15 protein-coding genes are annotated in these 20,322 nt (G+C 52.4%); 2 read left to right on the forward strand and 13 right to left on the reverse strand.

The genetic code is table 11. The features are described from left to right. Positions 1-11: 11 nt before the first annotated feature. The gene (gene kdgT, locus F384_RS22910) at positions 12-1,010 is read right to left on the reverse strand and encodes a 2-keto-3-deoxygluconate transporter (RefSeq protein ID WP_046494020.1); all 999 of its coding nucleotides are present in this window, start codon (positions 1,008-1,010) and stop codon (positions 12-14) included. Between the two features lie 703 nt (positions 1,011-1,713). On the opposite strand from kdgT, the gene proP reads away from it, so the two are divergent. After that, the gene (gene proP, locus F384_RS22915) at positions 1,714-3,216 is read left to right on the forward strand and encodes a glycine betaine/L-proline transporter ProP (RefSeq protein ID WP_046494022.1); all 1,503 of its coding nucleotides are present in this window, start codon (positions 1,714-1,716) and stop codon (positions 3,214-3,216) included. A 62-nt stretch (positions 3,217-3,278) separates the two neighbouring features. Continuing rightward, complete coding sequence (gene pmrR / locus F384_RS22920; protein ID WP_042999091.1) at positions 3,279-3,368, forward strand: LpxT activity modulator PmrR; 90 nt, start codon at positions 3,279-3,281, stop codon at positions 3,366-3,368. Here the strand turns inward: pmrR and pmrB are convergent. The 12 genes from pmrB to F384_RS22980 all read right to left on the reverse strand — a co-directional run bounded on the left by pmrB (position 3,365) and on the right by F384_RS22980 (position 19,859). Then, positions 3,365-4,444: a two-component system sensor histidine kinase PmrB gene (pmrB, locus tag F384_RS22925; protein WP_046494024.1), complete on the reverse strand. Its 1,080-nt coding sequence runs from the start codon at positions 4,442-4,444 to the stop codon at positions 3,365-3,367. The genes pmrR and pmrB overlap by 4 nt on opposite strands. After that, entirely contained in the window at positions 4,445-5,119 is a 675-nt protein-coding gene (pmrA, locus tag F384_RS22930) for a two-component system response regulator PmrA (protein WP_046494026.1), read from the reverse strand. Beyond that, entirely contained in the window at positions 5,116-6,759 is a 1,644-nt protein-coding gene (gene eptA, locus F384_RS22935; protein ID WP_046494028.1) for a phosphoethanolamine transferase EptA, read from the reverse strand. The genes pmrA and eptA overlap by 4 nt, the downstream gene beginning before the upstream one ends. 99 nt (positions 6,760-6,858) lie before the next feature. Continuing rightward, a complete protein-coding gene (gene adiC / locus F384_RS22940; RefSeq protein WP_046494030.1) occupies positions 6,859-8,196 on the reverse strand; it encodes an arginine/agmatine antiporter in 1,338 nt (445 codons plus the stop codon). A 128-nt stretch (positions 8,197-8,324) separates the two neighbouring features. Continuing rightward, positions 8,325-9,086 carry an AraC family transcriptional regulator gene (locus tag F384_RS22945; RefSeq protein WP_046494032.1) on the reverse strand — a complete coding sequence of 254 codons (762 nt, stop codon included), beginning with the start codon at positions 9,084-9,086 and terminating at the stop codon, positions 8,325-8,327. A 333-nt stretch (positions 9,087-9,419) separates the two neighbouring features. Beyond that, positions 9,420-11,687 carry an arginine decarboxylase gene (gene adiA, locus F384_RS22950; RefSeq protein WP_155404059.1) on the reverse strand — a complete coding sequence of 756 codons (2,268 nt, stop codon included), beginning with the start codon at positions 11,685-11,687 and terminating at the stop codon, positions 9,420-9,422. A gap of 278 nt (positions 11,688-11,965) precedes the next feature. Next, complete coding sequence (locus F384_RS22955; RefSeq protein ID WP_046494037.1) at positions 11,966-12,595, reverse strand: DUF2238 domain-containing protein; 630 nt, start codon at positions 12,593-12,595, stop codon at positions 11,966-11,968. 145 nt (positions 12,596-12,740) lie between these two features. After that, a complete protein-coding gene (gene fumB / locus F384_RS22960; protein WP_046494040.1) occupies positions 12,741-14,387 on the reverse strand; it encodes a class I fumarate hydratase in 1,647 nt (548 codons plus the stop codon). A gap of 76 nt (positions 14,388-14,463) precedes the next feature. After that, the gene (gene dcuB, locus F384_RS22965; protein WP_046494043.1) at positions 14,464-15,804 is read right to left on the reverse strand and encodes an anaerobic C4-dicarboxylate transporter DcuB; all 1,341 of its coding nucleotides are present in this window, start codon (positions 15,802-15,804) and stop codon (positions 14,464-14,466) included. A 637-nt stretch (positions 15,805-16,441) separates the two neighbouring features. Beyond that, complete coding sequence (gene dcuR / locus F384_RS22970; RefSeq protein ID WP_046494046.1) at positions 16,442-17,161, reverse strand: two-component system response regulator DcuR; 720 nt, start codon at positions 17,159-17,161, stop codon at positions 16,442-16,444. Next, positions 17,158-18,789, reverse strand: a complete 1,632-nt coding sequence (locus tag F384_RS22975) for a sensor histidine kinase (protein WP_046494050.1) — start codon at positions 18,787-18,789, stop codon at positions 17,158-17,160. Before F384_RS22975 ends, dcuR begins: the two co-directional genes overlap by 4 nt. 119 nt (positions 18,790-18,908) lie before the next feature. After that, positions 18,909-19,859 (reverse strand): nickel/cobalt transporter, encoded by a 951-nt coding sequence (locus tag F384_RS22980; protein WP_046494052.1) that lies wholly within the window; start codon positions 19,857-19,859, stop codon positions 18,909-18,911. Positions 19,860-20,322: the final 463 nt, after the last annotated feature.

A 20,322-nucleotide genomic window follows, 5' to 3' on the forward strand; every position in this document is an offset into this window, starting at 1 on the left:
GGGGGTAATGATTAGTGGTTTGCGGATTCCGCTGTCGCTTCTTCCGCCGCTGCTGGCGCCGGAAGTCTGGCGAAGCGTTTGGCGTAGAGCGCGGTAATAATCGGCACCAGAATCGCCGTGACCACGACGCTTGCTGCAACCAGCGCCGTCGCAGAGGCGGCGACCGGTTCAAACGCCGGGTTGATTTGCGCGATAATCACCGGGTTGGCGACGGCGGCACCTGCCGCAGAGGACGCCGCGACACCCGCAGTACCATTACCACCACCGATCACGCGGTCAGCAATAATCAGCGGAATACCAGTGATGATAATGACCGCCACGCCCAGCAGGATACCCAGCAGACCGGTATCAACAATCACGCCCAGGTTGATGGTGTTACCCAGCGCAAAGCCGAAGAACGGAATCAGTACCGGCGTTGCTTTGCTGAAGAACGCACGCAGATCGTGGTCAAGGTTGCCCAGCGTGAAGCCTACCAGGAATGGCAGCACCGCGCCGATGAAGTGATGCGGTTCAAAGGAGCCCAGACCCGCCGCGCCCAGAATCACCATCGTCATCAACGGACCGGATTCCAGAGACATCAGGACGAACGCACCGGACTCTTCTTTCGTACCGTACTGGTTCATCAGACTGGCATACAGACCGCCGTTGGTCATATCCATCGCGGAAACAATCGCCAGTACGGAAAGACCGGCAAAGAAACCGGTCTGAATACCGGTATCCGGAATAAACGAGGCAGCAATCATAGCCACTGCCCACGCCACGGCAATTTTGGTAATTACCAGCGTGCCGGATTTACGCAGGACCGTACCGGTCGCGCGTAAATCAATTGATGCCCCAATACAGAAGAACCACACCGCAAGAATCGGTACCGTGCCGGTAATCATGCCTTTTGTAAAGGAACCAAAATAAGCACCGGTATTCGGTGCCAGGGTATTTACAACCGCACCCAGTAGCAATGGAATCAACATCATCCCACCAGGGATGCGTTCAATGGTGGCTTTAATTCTCATAAATGTCCTCACTTCTTGCCCGTGGAACAAACGGGTAAGGTGGCAAAAAAATATTAAAATTCAGATTGTTGTATCTAACCAGAAAGCAGGTTGAACCTGCTTTCTCTTTATGTTGTATGCAGCGATTGCGCCTGGTACCGGCGTTTTTCGCTTCCCGGTGGTATTACATCGGCTATTATCTTGCATTCATCGGAATGCTGATTCAATCAAAACGAAACAGTGTTTTAGTTATCTTTGTCACATAATCAATCTAAACATTCCAGTGTGGTCTGAATATTTAAAATTACCGTAAAGAATTTGTGAAAAATGAGATGAAATTACCTGGCAGAATAATAATAACGACAGTGACTTTTTATTAAGGAAGCGAAATAAAATAGAGATTGAAATTGTAAAAAAGAACAACACTGCGCTTTAAAAAAAGAGACTCAGGATCACCTTATTTACCTCCGTTGACGAAACCTAAACATATATGTGAAGTTGATCACAATTTTAAACACTGGTAGGGTAGATAGGTCATTAACCGCCCAAGTCAGGCGTCAACAGGTTCGGTTGTACAGGCCTTAACCAGTCCGTGTAAGTAAACCTGCTACGCTTGTTACAGGGGTTGCACCTGAGCAACCCCGCGCTCGACGGTGACGTTCGCGCTTACTGCGCTAATGGAATCAGTATGCCGCGAGACAGGGCTTAGTCTACGAGGACAGCTATGCTGAAAAGGAAAAAAGTAAAACCGATTACGCTTCGCGACGTCACGATTATCGATGACGGTAAATTGCGAAAGGCGATTACCGCAGCGTCGCTGGGTAACGCGATGGAGTGGTTTGATTTTGGGGTTTATGGGTTTGTTGCCTACGCATTAGGTAAAGTGTTCTTCCCGGGGGCCGACCCCAGCGTGCAGATGATTGCCGCCCTTGCTACCTTCTCTGTTCCCTTTCTGATTCGTCCGCTTGGCGGTTTGTTCTTCGGTATGCTTGGCGATAAATATGGTCGCCAGAAGATTCTTGCCATCACTATTGTGATTATGTCGATCAGTACCTTCTGTATCGGCCTGATCCCGTCCTACGCCTCGATAGGCATCTGGGCACCTGTCCTGCTGCTGTTGTGTAAGATGGCACAGGGCTTCTCTGTCGGCGGTGAGTACACCGGCGCGTCTATATTTGTGGCCGAGTATTCCCCGGACCGTAAACGCGGCTTTATGGGAAGCTGGCTGGATTTCGGCTCCATTGCCGGGTTCGTGCTGGGTGCGGGCGTGGTGGTACTGATTTCGACGGTGGTCGGGGAAGAGAACTTCCTGGAATGGGGCTGGCGTATTCCGTTCTTTATCGCCCTGCCGTTAGGGATTATCGGACTCTACCTGCGTCATGCGCTGGAAGAGACGCCGGCATTCCAGCAGCACGTTGAAAAACTGGAACAGGGCGATCGTGAAGGCTTGCAGGACGGACCGAAAGTCTCCTTTAAAGAGATTGCCACTAAGCACTGGCGCAGCCTGCTGGCCTGTATTGGCCTGGTGATTGCCACCAACGTCACCTACTACATGCTGCTGACCTATATGCCGAGCTACCTGTCGCATAACCTGCATTACTCTGAAGATCACGGCGTGCTGATTATCATCGCGATTATGATCGGGATGCTGTTTGTCCAGCCAGTGATGGGGTTGCTGAGTGACCGCTTTGGCCGTCGTCCGTTCGTGATCATGGGCAGTATCGCGCTGTTTGCGCTGGCGATTCCGGCCTTTATCCTGATTAACAGCAATATCATCGGCCTGATTTTTGCCGGTCTGCTGATGCTGGCGGTGATCCTCAACTGCTTTACCGGGGTGATGGCTTCTTCGCTGCCGGCCATGTTCCCAACGCACATTCGTTACAGCGCGCTAGCGGCGGCATTTAATATTTCGGTACTGATTGCCGGTCTGACGCCAACGCTGGCGGCCTGGCTGGTGGAAAGTTCGCAGAATCTGATGATGCCAGCTTACTACCTGATGGTGATTGCCGTGATTGGTTTCATTACCGGTATCACTATGAAAGAGACCGCGAACCAGCCGCTGAAAGGGGCAACGCCTGCCGCCTCGGATATTCAGGAAGCGAAAGAAATTCTCGGTGAGCACTACGATAACATTGAGCAGAAAATTGAGGATATCGATCAGGAGATTGCTGACCTGCAGGTGAAGCGTACGCGCCTGGTGCAGCAACATCCGCGGATTGACGAGTAAGCCTTAAGGTTTGCTTAATCTCTGACTGGCACACTCTCTTCCATACCCTGGAGGAGAGTGTGATGAAACAGCGTATTTATGAAAGTGTAACGACCGTATTCAGCGTACTGATTGTCAGTAGCTTCCTGTACATTTGGGTCTCAACCTACTAAACCTTCTTCAATATCACCGACGCGCGGGTTCCGGTTGTTCCACTGCGATTTTGCAGGAAAAACTGGCCGTGATGCAGCTGCGTAATGCGGCTGACAATGCTTAACCCCAATCCGATTCCGCCGTAACGGCTGTCCATGCGTACGAAGGCTTTGCTGAGTTCGCCGCACTTGCTCTCGTCGATCCCCGGCCCTTCATCTTCTACCGCCATGGTTGCCTCATCATCGGCATTCAGCGTAATGGCGATGGTGGTTCCTTCCGGGCTGTAGCGATGGGCGTTTTCCACCAGATTGCGCAGCAGCATCCGCAGTAATGTCGCGTCGCCCTGCACGATGACATCGCCGTGGCTGTCGGGCAACAGTAGCGTCTGTTCGCGCTGTTCCAGCATGGTGCTCAGCTCATCGTAAGACGGCAGGATCACATCTTCCAGCAGCCTGACCTGCTGATAATTTCCCGATGAAAAGGACTGGCCCACGCGGGCGAGTTGTAAGAGCTGCGAGACGCTGTCCATCATTTGATCAAGACGACCAAGCAGCGGTGCGACATCCACGTTATGCGCTTTTGACAGCAGCTCCAGATGCAGACGGACACCCGATAACGGCGTTCGCAGCTCATGCGCAACGTCGGCGGTAAACAGGCGTTCGTTCTCGATGGTCGCGGTCAGTCGATTCACCAGTTGGTTGAGTGCGGAAACAACCGCTTCAATTTCGACCGTCGAGCTGTGAATTTCGATGGGGGAGAGATTATCCGCCGTGCGGGTCTCTAACTCCTGTTGCAGATTGGCGAGCGGGCGGGTGATGCGGCGAACGGCCTGATAGCAAATGAACAGCGTTAACCCCACCATAAACACGCTGGGGACGATCAGACTGGCGACCGCCTCGCGGATTTCATGCATGATGTGGCGATCGTTATTACGGTTATCCCGCAGCGCCTGTTCAAACAACTGGATCTGCTCGGTGCTTTCGTGCCAGAGCCAGAAGGTGCTGATAAGCTGGAAAACCAGCAAAATCATGCCGATGGTTATCATCAACCGCCGACGCAGGGTCATTGGCTGGCGCAGAAAACGCTTCAGATTCAATTAGCTTTCCTCAGTCGCGGTCGTCACCAACATGTAGCCAAAGCCGCGCACGGTACGAATACGGGATTTTCCTACTTTATCGCGCAGGTTGTGAATATGCACTTCCAGGGTGTTGGTCGACGGTTCGTTATCCCAGTTATAGATGTCGTTATAGAGAATTTCCCGGTGCACCGGACTTCCCGCTTTCAACATCAGGCGTGACAGCAGCGCGTACTCTTTGGGGGTGAGGATTAACTCTTCTCCCGCTTTCCACACCTGCCGACGGCCCATGTTCAGCGTCAGGTCGCCGACGATCAGCTCACTCTCGCCCTGGTTATTGTGACGACGCAGCAGCGCGCGAATACGGGCGTGCAACTCTTCCAGCGCAAAAGGCTTCACCAGATAATCATCCGCCCCGACGTCCAGTCCGGAAATCTTATCGCCGAGCGTGTCACGCGCGGTGAGGATCAGCACCGGCAGGGTATATTTTTTCTGCCGGATGCGGGTAAGAAAATGCAGGCCATCTTCGTCAGGCAGACCGAGGTCCAGCACCACCAGACTGTAATGACCGGTCTCCAGGCATTGCTCAGCCGCGCGGGCGGTCGACACACCATCGCAGGCGTATCCTTCAGTTTGCGCCGCCAGAATCAAGCCCTGCAAAAGCAGCGTATCGTCTTCAACAATCAGTATTTTCATTCAGCGGTTCTCCTGCAAGGCTGCAGAATATCATCTGCGGCCTGATATTGCGTGGTCTGTACGCCGGTCAGTCCCAGCATGGTTGAGAAAAGATTGTCCTGCGAGTAATCCTGAGTACGCGCCTGTTTTTGCAGGCAGTTTGCATCAACCTGGTAGCGCTGCTGATAATCCTCTGACAGCCACAGCAGCATCGGCACATGCTTCTGTGCATCTGGCGCAATGGCATACGGCAGACCGTGCAGATACACGCCGTTTTCGCCCAGCGACTCGCCGTGGTCGGAAAGATAGACCAGACTGGTGGTGAATTTGTCCTGATGCGCTTTCAGAATATTAATTGTTTTATCAACAATATAGTCGACATACAGCACGGTATTATCGTATGTGTTCACTAATTGTTCCTGTGAACAGGTCTGGATTTCATTGGTATCGCAGGTCGGGGTAAATTTCCTGAACTGCGGCGGGTAACGGTTGTAATAGGTGGGGCCGTGGCTACCGATGGTATGCAGCACGATCACCCCGTCGCCCGGCAGGTTGTTGATGTACTCCTCCAGACCGTGGAACAGCACCTCGTCATAGCATTCGCCGTCGATGCATTCCCCTTTCAGGTTTAGCGCCGTCATATTCTGATGCGGTACGCGATCGCAGGCGCCTTTACAGCCGCCGTCGTTGTCGTTCCACAGCACGTTAATCCCCGCGCGCTGGATGATATCGAGCATGCCTTCCTGATGCTGCGCCAGCTCTTCGTCGTAATGCTTGCGCGGCATGTCGGAGAACATGCAAGGCACAGACACCGCGGTGGCGGTGCCGCACGACGTGGTGCGCGGGAAGTAGACTACATTATCTTTTGCCAACAGAGGGTTGGTTTCACGCGAGTAACCGCCGAGCGAGAAGTTTTCGCCACGTGAGGTTTCACCGACGATCAGGATGGTCAGATTTTTGCGCCCCTCCTGCTGCATCTGTGGATTGCGATGTGCGTCTTCACCGATGCGTACCAGCGGCAGGTGCGCGAGGCGTTGATGGGAGTACCAGGAGGAACTGGCGACAATGCCGTTTGACGGGCTGAGGGCTTTGACCAGTTCCTTATTGTTGCGAAACAGTGAGGCGTAATCTTTATAGAAAAAGGCCGCCACCAGGACAATCAATAACACCGACACCAGTACGTTGGCGGCGCGATACAATACGCTGCGCAGGGCAGGCGTGGTCGGTTTGATTTTGATCCAGCAGACGACGAGCGCCGCCACAATGCCGCTAAGACCGAGAGTGAGCACCATTCGCGGCGTCATCAGGGCGAACGTTTCGGCAGGCGTGGTATCCATCATATTGGCAATCATCGAGCGGTCGATGATGATGCCGTAGGTCATGATGAAGTACTGCGCCGACGCGGCCATCAGAATAAACAGGCAGGCCAGCAGGCGGTTTAGCCACAGGAAAGAGGCCAGCGTGAGGACAATATTGATGACGCTGAACGCCACCACCGGCATCGACAAGAAGACCAGGATGTTACGCAGGGAATCCAGCGGCAGGGCCTGCACAACCTGCTTGTAGAACGCGATGTTCAGACAAACAGACAAATAGAATGAAACCAGTAGTAACCAGGCCAACAGGCTGAGAGTGGGTCTTTTGATAATGCGCTTTAACATGGTGGAGCTTCCGTAGACTAAGTAGCGCCGATCCTCGCAAAGTAAAGTTAAGCCAACCTTAAGAACTTAAGGTTGGCTTAATGAGGGAAAAATGACGGGTTAGTTACGGTTAACCGGCGCATCCAGCGGGAAGGGATTTTTATGGATCCGGTTGTAGTTCAGGGCGTACAGCGCAGTGATGATCATCAGGGTCACAAACGACCACATCACCTCTTTCGCGCCGGAACCGACCACTGCCCAGATGCAGTATATAAAGGCGACAAAGGTCACCAGCAGATAGAGCGGACGCGCTTTGCCGAAGTGTCCGTGGCCGAGCAACAGCAGTGCGGCGCAGGTGTACAGATACGGCACCAGCGTAAAGATAACGGACACCGAGGAGACGAGCCCAAACTCTTTCGCGGCGTTGGGCGACATGCTGCTGAACTGGAAGACCGTCATCAGGATACCGACGATAATCAGCCCGGCAACCGGCGTACCGGCCTTATTCACGCGGGCAAAAATGGGTGGGAAAAGACCGTCATCGGCAGCGGCTTTTGCGGTCTGTCCGGCCAGCAGCGTCCAGCCGCCCAGTGAGCCTAAACAACCCGCGGCCGCGCAGAAGGAGACAATCGCGCCAGCGGTGTTACCCAGCGCCATGCGTGCCGCGTCACCGAATGGTGACGCCGAGACGCGCAGCGCGGCGTTGGGGATCATCCCCATGATGGCGGTCGTGGAGAGCACATAGCACACGGCAGCAATCAACACGCCGCCAATGGTGGCAATCGGCACATTGCGTTTCGGGTTTTTGACCACGCCTGCCGCGACCGAGGCGCTTTCGACCCCGATGAACGACCACAGCGTGACGTTAAGGGTGCTCTGAATCGCGCCGAAGGTGTTCATACCGCTCACGTTCCAGGCGGCCATATAGGTTTCGCCACGGAACCAGAACCAGCCAAACACTGCGATACCGACGATGGGCACCAGCGCCAGCACGGTGGCGACGGCCTGAACGCGGGTGATCATTTTCGGACCGACAATATTGAGCAGAACGAAGATCCACAATACCACCACGCAGGTCAGCGTCAGCACCAGCGGATCTTTCAGGATCGGGAAGAAGTAGCTCAGGTAACCTACGCCGATAACTACCATCGCGATGTTACCGATCCAGCAGGCCAGCCAGTACAGCACGTTGGTCTGGTAACCGAGGAACGGCCCAAAGCAGCGGCGTGCGTAAGCGTAAGAACCGCCGGGACTGGGATCTAAGGACGACATTTTCGCGTAGACCATCGACAGCGCCAGCGCGCCGATAATCGTGACTAACCATCCGTAGATTGCAATCCCGCCGGTGGCGGCCAGGTTAGCAGGCAGCAGGAAAACCCCTGAACCCATGATATTCCCCGACACCATTAAGGTGACGGGGATTAAGCCCACTTTGTGAGCATCAGCATCCGAGGACATAAATAAACTCCTGAAAGGAACAATAAATGATGTCCTATAATACCCCTTCAGATGTCGGTTGAATTATGTCCGGTACGGCTTATCGCTAATGCTGATATTATCGTGGCTCATTGTAAAGTGATCAAAAATCACGCTACGGCACGGTCTTTAAACTGGCTGACATAATGCAGCGGGGTCATGCCGTAATACTCTTTGAACACAGAGATAAAGTAAGATGTACTGTTATAACCGCACAGTTCAGAGACCTGGGATATATTCTTTCCATCCATCAAGAGCTGATTAACGGCGTAGCGCATGCGGCAAGTGGTGATGATTTGACTGTAGCTGGTATTTTCGCTTTTGAGTTTCTTCTTTAGCAAACTCGGACTAAGACAGAGACATCGGGCGACCTGATTAAGATTCCAGGCTTTATGAATATCACTCTCAATAATATGGTAAACGCTGTCGCTGACGCGACTTCGCAGCATATGCATGAGCAGGGGTATGAACTTCTTACTGTCGAGGAAACGTGACAACACGGTGAACAGTAGGGCGCGCGTGCGTTCCTCTTCACCAGGACTGTCGGTATGGGCAATGCTGTGTTGCGCCGCTACCCGAAAGACATCGGGAGTCAGGCAATCGGCAGTTAATACCGGGGAGGAACTCCGTTGCCAAAGTGGAATAGCTGTGAGATCTTTATTTAAGAAACGTAAGTAATCTTTAATGATATCGCGACTAATATGTGCGACCAGTGCGTTATTAATTGCTGAGATATCGATGATGTTATTTTCACAGGCGATGAGTGCCATATGATTCGCTTTTAAATTGATAGCCTCTTTACCATTTACACGTAGCCAGACGTCTTTTTCGGTTAACACAACGATGCAAGGATTATTGCTGAAAATTCTCATACCCCAACTCCTGAAATATGAACATAAAATACCCTTTCTCGCCAAAGGGGAGAGATAAAGCAGATATTTTGATTTGTATGACGAATGAAGTCCACAATAAAATAATGGTTTTAGTTAAAATTACAATAGGCACCCGATAATTGCGATGTACAGAAATTTTTACGCGATGGAAACCATGCATTATGGATAAAAAAGCGCGGGGGGCACCCGCGCAAAAAGGTATGACAATGTTAGTTTTTTTCAGCAATACTCAGGAAACGCTCGTCATCACCTTGTGGCCAAAACCAGGCTGCGTCAGGGTGGCCATGTCATGACGCAGTCGTCGGAACAGACTTACGCCTTCACGCACATCACGTGGTAAACGCCCTCAATGATTTCAGTGCCTTCGGTTTCGTGCTCGAAGCCAGGGAAGTGACTATCCCAGGATTGCAGAGCGCGGAGATAAGCAACCTGTGGACTGTTTTCATCACCAAAGTTCTCGCCGGAGAGCAGCATCGGAATGCCCGGCGGATAAGGGATGACGGAGTTCGCCGCGATACGTCCCGGCAAATTCTCAATGGCAACCATTTCGATATTGTCATTAACGATGGCGTTATAAGCCTCACGCGGCGTGATCTCAGCAACTGGCAGGCCGGAATAAGCAGCGTTCAGTTGCGCGCCAGGGTTGTTCTCACGCAGCCAGGCAAACATCTGGTCACCCAGATCGTGAATCCCCATGTTGGCATAAGTTTGGGGATGTTCCTCCACCAGTTCCGGCATGACCTGCGCCAGTGGGGTGTTGGCATCGTAGTGATGTTTGAAGGAACACAGCGTGTTGATCAGCGTCCCCCATTTCCCCCGGGTGATACCCATCGAGAACAGGAACATAATCTGAAAATCGGTGGTGCGGGTTGGCACGATACCGTGACGTCCAAGCCAGGCAGTGACCAGCGCAGCAGGTACACCCGTCTCTTCCAGTTCGCCATCGTCGCCCATCCCCGGCGCGAGAATGCTGACTTTGATCGGGTCGAGCATGCTCCAGTTATCGGGTAAGTCCTTAAAACCGTGCCAGGATTCGCCTGGACGCATCACCCAGCAGTTCTGGTCAGTGGCCAGCAATTTTGCCGGAGCGTCAGCAAAATCGAATGTTTCACCGGTCTGTGGATCGGTAACCACCTCTTTGTTCCACGGTTTGAAGAACCAGTCGCCGTCGGCGCTGAACGCTTTATACAGACGCGCCATGGCCTGGCGGAAGTCGATGGCTTCATCGATCACTTCCTGAGTCAGCGACAGGCCGCTGTTGCCGTCCATCATCGAGACCGCGACGTCGTTGGATGCGCAAATGGCATACAGCGGCGAGGTGGTGGCATGCATCATGTACGCCTGATTGAAGCGGGAGAAATTCACCGCGCCACGACCTTCCCGCACATGAATATAAGAGGCCTGAGAAAGCGCGTTCAGCAGTTTGTGCGTGGAGTGGGTGGCAAAAACGGTAGGGCCGCTGTGATCGCCCGGTTCGCCGCGCATCGCATAGTGATCGGCGTAAATCGGATTGAAGCGAGCATACCCGTACCAGGCTTCATCGAAGTGGATTCGGTCGGTGGTTTGCGCCAGTAACGCCTGCGCGGATTTGGCGTTATAGCAGACACCGTCGTAAGTGCAGTTGGTCACCACGCTGTAAGAGGGCTTTTGCCCCACTTTATCGTTGGTCAGCGGGCTTTCGCTGATTTTTTTCTGTAGCGTTTCCGGCTGCATTTCCTGCGGGTAGATAGGGCCGATGATGCCGTAGCGGTTACGACTCGGCACCATATACACCGGTTTCGCCCCGGTCAGGATCAGCCCCTGTTCAATCGATTTATGGCAGTTACGGTCCAGTACCACCACGTCATTATCGGTCATACAGGCCTGCATAATGGTGCGGTTAGAACCGGAGGTCCCGACCACCACGGACCAGGAGCGGTCTGCGCCAAATACCCGAGCGGCGTACTTTTCACTTTCGCCAAAGGCACCGGTGTGATCGAGCAGGGAGCCCAGCGATGCGCGTTCAATCCCCATGTCGCTGCGGAACAGGTTTTCGCCGTAATAGTCATGATAGAAGCGACCGGCAGGCGTTTTGGTAAAACCTACGCCGCCCTGGTGGCCCGGCGCGGCCCAGGAGTATTCGTGGATATCGCTGTACTTCATCAGCGCGTTGAACAGCGGCGGTAACAGTTGCTGGCGATAACGGGTCATTGCCGCAATGGCGCGGCCGGCGATAAAGTCAGCGGTGTCTTCGAGGATCCAGGCGAACTCATCGACAAGCTCCAGCATATCGCGGTCCAGCGAGGCGGTGGCTTTCTCTCTGTCGCCTAACAGAAAGACCGGCACGTTTTGCTGGCGCTCATGAAGCTTACCGATCAGTTCTCTGACGCTCTGATGTTCATCAGGATGTTCCATTTGATAGCTGAACATCAGGCAATCAATGGCTTCGTTTGCCGACAGGATGGCGTAGCCGTCGTCGAAAGACGTGGACTTAATGACGGTAATGTTTTGCCGACTTAAGGCGTCTGCCAGACGTTCCACGGCCTTGCCGACCCAGGTGTCCTGATGCAGAAATTCACTTTCAACAATTAATACTTTCATCATCTTTTACCCGGTTGTGGAGGAATCTGTGATGCGGGCAAGTATTATCCTGACAAAAAAAGGTGTAAAGAGGGCGTAAAACGACGGGTTTACGAAATTAATTGTTTATAAACAACGAATTAAAATGATTTTTCTGCTGTTTTTTGCAGCGGTTTATCGACAGCTGAACTATTTTTTGAGCTGATAGTGATATTACGCATTACGTCCGCATCGCAGAGCAGGGCGCGGACGTAATGAATACACAGGGGAGAGCGCACATTGTCGCAGGGCGTTGTGACTTATCCGGCAATTAACCGGTAGCGCTTGAGTTGTCGGTAATGCACGCGCGCCAGCAACATCACCGAGGTTAACGCGCCCAACAGCGCGTAGAACATGTCTGACTGGGTATCCCACGGGTCGCCCTGGGTGCCAAGAAAATCATCCGCGCCTTGCCCCATCGCCAGTGCCGCCCACCACTCAATCAGCTCGTAAGTGGCGCTGATTGCCAGCGCCACGCAGCAAACCAGAAATGCCAGCATCTTGTTGCCGCGAATGATTTTTCCACGCACCAGAATTTCGCGCGCCACCAGTGCCGGCACCAGCCCCTGGAAGAAATGGCCCAGTTTGTCGTACGGATTGCGGCTTAAGCCCAGCCACTCCTGCACCTCAAAACCGATGGGCACTTTGGCGTAGGTATACATCCCGCCCACCATCAGGATGATGGCGTGGAAGAAAATCAGCGTATAAAGCAGCGGGGTAAGCGGATAGCGCGTTGCGGTTGCCAGCAGCAGCGGTACCACAATGATCACCGGCGTAACTTCCATCAGCCAGGTGATTTTGTCACCCGCCGAGATGCCGGTGTAGATCAGAATAAGCGTCAGTATCAGAGCAGCAACAGTGAGCAGGCCAGGATTCAGTGTGCGGATCATCGTGATTCTCTAAGTCAGGGAAAAGACGACTATTCACCGATGCCGATAAAAATTCAACGCCTGTAATAGGGGAAAATAGGTGGCCCGGGGGGATCACCGGACTGCACTCAAACGTTGAGAACAGTCCGGTGCCGGGCCGAAGAGGTTATTTCGCGCAGTTAGCGCACTGCTTGCTGACTATCTGCTGGAAGAAATCGTTGCCTTTGTCATCCACCAGGATGAACGCCGGGAAATCTTCCACTTCAATTTTCCAGATAGCTTCCATACCCAGTTCCGGATACTCCACGCATTCCAGATGCTTGATACTCTGCTGCGCCAGGACCGCTGCCGGGCCGCCAATGCTGCCCAGATAGAAGCCACCGTGTTTCTGGCAGGCATCGGTCACCTGCTGACTGCGGTTGCCTTTCGCCAGCATGATCATGCTGCCGCCGTGTGATTGCAGCAGATCAACATAGGAATCCATGCGGCCTGCGGTGGTCGGTCCTAATGAACCTGACGGATAGCCCGCCGGTGTTTTCGCCGGACCCGCGTAGTAGATAGGGTGATCTTTAATGTACTGCGGCAACCCTTCGCCAGAATCGATACGCTCTTTCAGCTTCGCATGCGCAATATCGCGACCGACGATAATGGTTCCGGTCAGCGACAGGCGGGTTGAAACCGGGTACTGCGAAAGCTGCGCCAGGATCTCTTTCATCGGGCGGTTAAGGTCAACTTTCACCGCTTCACCTTCGCCAGCCTGACGCAGGGCTTCCGGAATGTACTGGGCAGGGTTGTGCTCCAGTTTTTCGATCCAGATCCCTTCGCGGTTGATTTTGGCCTTGATGTTACGGTCCGCCGAGCAGGAGACGCCCATACCGACCGGGCAGGAGGCACCGTGACGCGGCAGGCGGATCACGCGGATATCATGGGCGAAATATTTGCCGCCGAACTGCGCGCCGAGACCGAGTTTTTGCGCCTCTTCCAGCAGTTCCTGTTCCAGCTGCGTGTCGCGGAACGCCTGACCGTGTTCGTTACCGGTGACAGGCAGCTCATCGTAGTAGTGCGTGCTGGCGAGCTTCACGGTTTTCAGCGTGCTTTCTGCGGACGTGCCGCCAATCACAAAGGCGATATGGTACGGCGGACAGGCTGCGGTGCCGAGGGTACGCATCTTCTCAACGAGGAAATTTTTCAGCTTGCCCGGGGTGAGCAGCGCTTTGGTTTCCTGATACAGATAGGTTTTGTTGGCAGAACCGCCGCCTTTTGCTACGCACAGGAACTTATATTCATCGCCATCAACGGCGTAGAGATCAATCTGTGCCGGCAGGTTAGTACCGGTGTTCACCTCTTTGTACATATCCAGCGCGGCGTTCTGTGAATAGCGCAGATTGTCTTCGATATAGGTGTTGTACACCCCTTTCGACAGCGCTGCTTCATCACCGCCACCGGTCCAGACACGCTGGCCTTTTTTCCCCATGATAATGGCCGTGCCGGTATCCTGACAGGTCGGCAGAATCCCTTTGGCGGCGATTTCGGAGTTTCTCAGGAATTGCAGCGCGACGTATTTATCGTTTTCGCTGGCTTCGGGGTCATGGAGAATGGAGGCGACTTGTTGCTGATGTTCGGGGCGGAGCATGAAGGAGGCATCGTGGAAGGCTTGTTGCGCCAGCAGCGTCAGGGCTTGCGGCTCAACCTTCAGTATGGACTCTCCTTCAAACTCACCCACGCTGACATAATCGGAAGTGAGCAGGTAGTACTCTGTTTTGTCTTTCCCCATCGGGAAAGGTGCCTGATAGAAGAACGCTTTATTTGACATGTGCTTCCAGCCTGTTGATTTCTTTTAATAGCATAAGTGACGCGCCGCCCGGTGAAGAGCGACGCGCGGGAGACCTTTACAGGAATCCGTACATGGCAGCAAAGATCCAGCCAAAGACGCAGGAGACGCTCACGCCAATCAAACCTGGCAGAATAAAGCTGTGGTTGATGACGAAGCGGCCAATGCGGGTGGTACCGGAACGGTCAAACTGAATCGCCGCCAGATCGCTTGGGTAGGTCGGCAGAATGTAGTAGCCGTAGCACGCCGGGGCAGATGCCACGATGTAGGCCGGGTCAACGCCGATCGCCAGCGCGACAGGAACGATAGCCGCCAGCGCCGCTGCCTGGGAGTTAACGAACTTGGAGACCAGCAGCAGAACAATCGCATAGGCCCACGGATACTCTTTCACCATCTCGCCCAGCACGCCCTGGATTTCATCCATATGCGCGCCGAACATGGTTTCTGCCATCCAGGCGATACCGTATACCGCCACAATCGCGATCATACCTGAACGGAAGACTTCGTTTTTAGAGATTGAAGCGGGATTGGTTTTGGTCAGGATAATAATCAGCGCGCCGGTCAGCAGCATGAACATCTGGATAACCAGCACCATTGACAGCGCTTTGCCGCCAAAGGAAGGACGCAGCTCGGAGAAGGCACCCAGAATGGCCACAATCGCGATAGAACCCAGGAAGATCCACATCGCCAGCCAGTTGCTTTTCGGCAGCTTTTTGTCCAGCAGCGTTGCGGTGTCACCATACACGTAGTGATGGTTTTCCGGTACGGAGATGAATTTCTGGAAGTCTTCGTCTTTATCCAGATCTTTACCACGGAACCAGCTGAAAATACCGATTGCCAGGATACCCAACAGCGTGGACGGGATGGTGATCGCCAGCAGGTCAAGGAATTCCAGGTGCTTGCCTTCAAACGTCACATTACCCAGCATGGCAACCAGAGAAACCACCGCGACCGATACTGGGCTGGCGATAATCCCCATTTGTGCGCCGATGGAGCTGGCGGCCATTGGACGTTCCGGGCGGATGTTGTTTTTAATCGCCACGTCGTAAATGATAGGCAGGATCGTGTAAACCACGTGGCCGGTACCGCAGAGAATAGTCAGGGTACAGGTTACGAACGGCGCAACGATAGAGACATATTTTGGGTTGCGGCGCAGCAGTTTCTCTGCGATCTGCAACATGACATCCAGGCCACCGGAGGCCTGTAGGGTGGCCGAGGCTGCGACCACGGCGATGATCACCAGCATTACGTCAACCGGTGGTTTACCCGGCTGGAGGTGGAAAACGAAGACCAGAATGACCAGGCCGATACCGCCTAACAAACCCAGCGCGATACCGCCCTTTCTGGCACCATAAAACAAACATATTAATATTATGAGAAGTTGTATACTAAATAGCATTTATTTACCCTCGCGATAAAACCAGTCAATTTTGATAAATGGATCACAGCCATGTTCTGTTTTTTGTGTAGTGGGCGCAGAGCCTGGCTAATATTCGTTTCGTCTGAAAGTGTGATGAGTTTCTAAACATTGAATAAAAGTTTTTCATAAGGAACATGGAAACTCTTATCGTTTTTTTCAGGCTGTTTTCAGAGAGCAAAACTCTCTGGCGATGGGCAGTGTTGAAAAAGGAGAGCAGAAGCAGGTCCGGGATCTTTTTTGTATCTTTATGAAAAACATGAACATATCATCTGCTCACAGAGTGTGCTTATCCCTAAGATGTAGCATGATCTCCATTGCTACCGTTTATCGTTTTTGTTAATCCGTCTGGTTATTTCCAGACTACTCCTTTGTGGTTAAAAATACACACTCTGTGCGGTGGATAATACTTTATTAACTTTTGTTAGTGTTTTTGAAATTAAAAACAACGCGATGTCGGGTAATAATAACGCATTGAAAAATGTGAGATGATGCAATTATATTTGATCTGGCACAATTTCTGAATTTTCAGGCAGTAACCTTAACCTTTTTATTTTTTCATTATTGTAATAATTGTTACCAATATATAACGAAATAACACAAGGCTAAGATTTATCTTCTACTGGCAATATTGCTTAAGTAAAGAATAATGCTCTGCCTGAATCCGGTAGCGATAAACCGGTCTACCCGTGACGCCATAATGGATACTGGTGACCAGAATATGGCAGTTAACCAGCCAGATGAGGTATTTGCGGCAGGAGACGCGGGAGATATTCACCGCATTTGCCAGTTCATCGGTTGAAAACTCATAATCCTGATGCGCATCGATCCACTGACACAGCGTGCGCAGCGTTTGCGGCGTTAAGCCTTTCGGCAGACGGCGGGTGTCCTGCTCATTGGACGCGCTGCCGTGGATCAGTTGATCCAGCTCTGACTGCTCATAATACTGGTGCTTGTCCATGTCCCTTTTCTTTTGCAACCAGCTGGTGAGCGCTTCCTCAAAACGTGAGGCCTGAAACGGCTTGATTAAGTAATCAACGACGCCATAGTGCAGCGAGTCCTTAATCGTCATGGCATCGGCGGCAGAAGAGATGACAATGACATCGATTTTGCAGCCGGCGGCATGCAGAAGGGGAAGCAGGTCCAGCCCATTCTCTTTCTGCATGTAAATATCCAGCAAAATCAGGTCTATCTGAACGTCGCTATGAAAGATAACCTCTTTGGCTTTCTCCAGCGTTGAGGCGGTTCCGCAGCACTGAAAACCGGGGATCTGTGCGACATAGCGGCGGTTTAACTCCGCGACCATGGCGTCGTCATCGATAATAAAGACATTGATCATGTGCTGGCCCTCTCCCCATCCCAGGGTATTTGTACAAAAAATTGTGTGAAAACGCCAGGTTCGGATTCCACAAAAATATTGCCGCCAAGACTTTCAACTTGTTGTTTAACAAGCGCTAAACCGACGCCGCGTTCAGTTCCTTTCGACGAGACGCCTTTCTCAAAAATCGCGTCGAGGCGGTGCGGTTCGATGCCGGGACCATCGTCACTCACTTCACAATGCAACCAGCCATTGCGATAGTATAAGGAGACGTTGATTTCACCTCCTGACTGCTGTGCTAACGCGTCGATTGCGTTTTCAATCAGATTTCCGAGCGCGGTAATCAATACCGCAATTTGATCTTCATTGCCGCTGTCCGGTAATTGGCTGTCATGGCTAATCACCAGTTTGTGCCCTGAATCGGATGTGCGATTAATCTTACTGAGTAAAAAGCCCGCAATGACCGGCGATCTAATTTTGCCTAACAGTGAGCCGATCTCTTCCTGATAGTTATTAGCCGTTCTAATAATATAGTCTTCCAGTTGCTTATAACTCTTCAGATGTAACAATCCCAGAATCACATGTAATTTATTCATGAATTCGTGGGATCGTTCACGGAGTGAGTCGGCATAGTTCACCATGCCATCGAGTCGCTGCATCAACTGGCGAACTTCCGTTTTATCCCTGAAGGTGGAGATCGCGCCAATAATCTTGCCGCCGCTGCGAACCGGAACGGTATTAATGAGCAGCAACCGGTCTTTGATGTTGATCTCTTCATCGCGGTGCGGCGTACCGTCGCGCAAAACTTCGCTGAGATCCACCACCTGCGACCAGGCGTGGCTGAGCGTGGAAAACTGGGGATCGTCCTGTGACTTACGGTAGTTCAGCAACTCCTGGGCGGCATCGTTGATTAACGTCACTTCGCCTTTGTCGTCAACGGCGATCACCCCTTCCTTGATCGACTGTAGCATCGCCTGGCGCTGTTCAAACAGGGTGGAAATCTCATACGGCTCCAGACCAAACAGGATGCGCTTGAGCACTTTCACCAGCCCCCAGGTACCCAGCAGGCCAACCAGTACGCCAAAAAGTACGGACCAGATAATACTGCCACGGCTGTTGTTAATCTGTTCGGTGACCCGACTCAGTTCCTGACCGATCGCGACCACTCCAATCTGGCGGTGATTGTCGTCATAAATGGGGGTGAAAACGCGCAGCGCCTGGGCGAGAAAGCCCCGGTTGATGGCGATATTCTCTTTGCCATCTAACGCCCGCAAAATATCGTCACCTTTAAATGGCTGCCCGATGCGCTGGGCTTCCGGGTGGGAATAACGCAGGCTTTTCATGTCGGTAACGACAATAAACAGCATATCGTTACGCTTGCGCACCGCTTCGGCAATCGCCTGAATCCCGCTATCCTCAGGTTTTTTCATCAACCCTTCGCGGATCTCCGGCGAATCGGCCAGCGTTCGGGCAACGGCCAGCGCCTTGTTAGCCAGGGCATCACGCGTCATGTGGCTGATTTGTGAGAAGTAGAACAGGTGTACGACCAGCAAGACAGAAAACAACACGGCGCTGACCATCAATATTACCGTCGTACCGAGTTTCATCGGCCGTGTACGTAGCGTGCGGCAAGGCAGAGAGTGTCTCATTGTGGTCCCAGGTTCACTGTTCGTGTGGGTATTATCCCTATTGGGACGCGTAATTCAAAGGTGGCAGGGAAATTCACCGCAGCAGGAGCGCTAATATCAGACAATTATTGCGCATGTCGTCAGCAACCTGCGGCAATATAATCGCCATTGGCGCTAATCGGGATCACCGTTAAGAACAGGATTGTGGCAAAAAGAATCAGCACCACGCCCCCGACAATTCTGGCTGCAGGTGCCAGCCATTTCAGGGCCGGATGTCCTGTGCCGAACCATGAGAGCGTCTGATTTCGGGCATAGCGCACCGCCAGGGACAGCCCCATGATTGACAGCGCGGTGCCAAAGGACATGGTCATCACCGCCGCAATGCCCCAGGTGACGATGCCGAGGGCGTTGGAAAATAACAGGATCATGATCGCCCCACTGCATGGCCGGGCGCCGATGGCGAGAATCACCCCCAGTCGGGTTTTCCAGTTGCCGTCCACCAGCGTCTGCCCGACGCCGTGATGCCCGCAGCCGCACTTCTCATCATGGCTATGCAGGGGCGTAAACCGGGTGAAGGTGATGGGACGCAGGGATTTTAAAGCATGATAGATCATAAAAGCGCCAAACCCGGCGATCAGCAGCGCACTGATTTTCTCAACGTACCACCGGCTGGTGCTCAAATCACCAGATGCCAGGTTAAAGCCAATCGCGAGGATAAACACAAACAGAATCGCGCTGACGCCTTGCATCAGGCTGCCAACAAAAGGCACGACCCGCGCAGCCAGCAGGCTCTCCTTATTGGTGCTCAGATAAGTCGTCACGATGAACTTTCCATGTCCCGGCCCGACGGCATGCAGCACGCCGTACAGAAAAGCCCCCGTCAGTAACCAGAAACCACCGCTGTATTGATGATTATTCAACTGCAACAGGTACATCACCAGGTAACGATGCAGCGTGATTTGCGTCGCCAGACACCATTGGATGAATGCCCCCCAGTGAAGATGCAGAGTATAGCCTACCCCGAACAGTGTCAGGGTCAGGAGTCCTGCCAGCGAAAGGCGCAGAGAGTGATGGCGTCCGGATGCGATCATGATTCAGTCTGGCGATAGGTATGATTACACAGTATAGCCTGGTTAAGGGGTGAACCCCGCTGCACCGTGCAGACTTTCTCCTTTTTGCATAATAAATAATTATATTATTGATTGGTTTTCATAAAAAGTTTATATGATGTCAGCATGCAGGAGATAACGTCTGTCCTGGAATAATCGTGTTTTATCTCGCCACAAAAATAAGACGTTCAGGACGCTTGCCTGACGGGATATATAATCGTAGTATACTGTTGTATACAGCGAATAATCGACTGTTGTTCCAATTTTATATATTGTATGTGTATAAAAAGTTCACCTTCAGTTAAATCACTGCTTTTTATCAGGTCGAAAATGATAAGCCTGTCATAATTTCCTCACTTTATTTCGTCATAAAAATTCGCTTGATCATAATCAACCATCAGTCACGTTTAGGGAAGGTGCGAACAAGTCCCTGATATGAGATCAT

This window comes from Citrobacter amalonaticus Y19 (genome assembly GCF_000981805.1).
Lineage (GTDB): Bacteria > Pseudomonadota > Gammaproteobacteria > Enterobacterales > Enterobacteriaceae > Citrobacter_A > Citrobacter_A amalonaticus_C.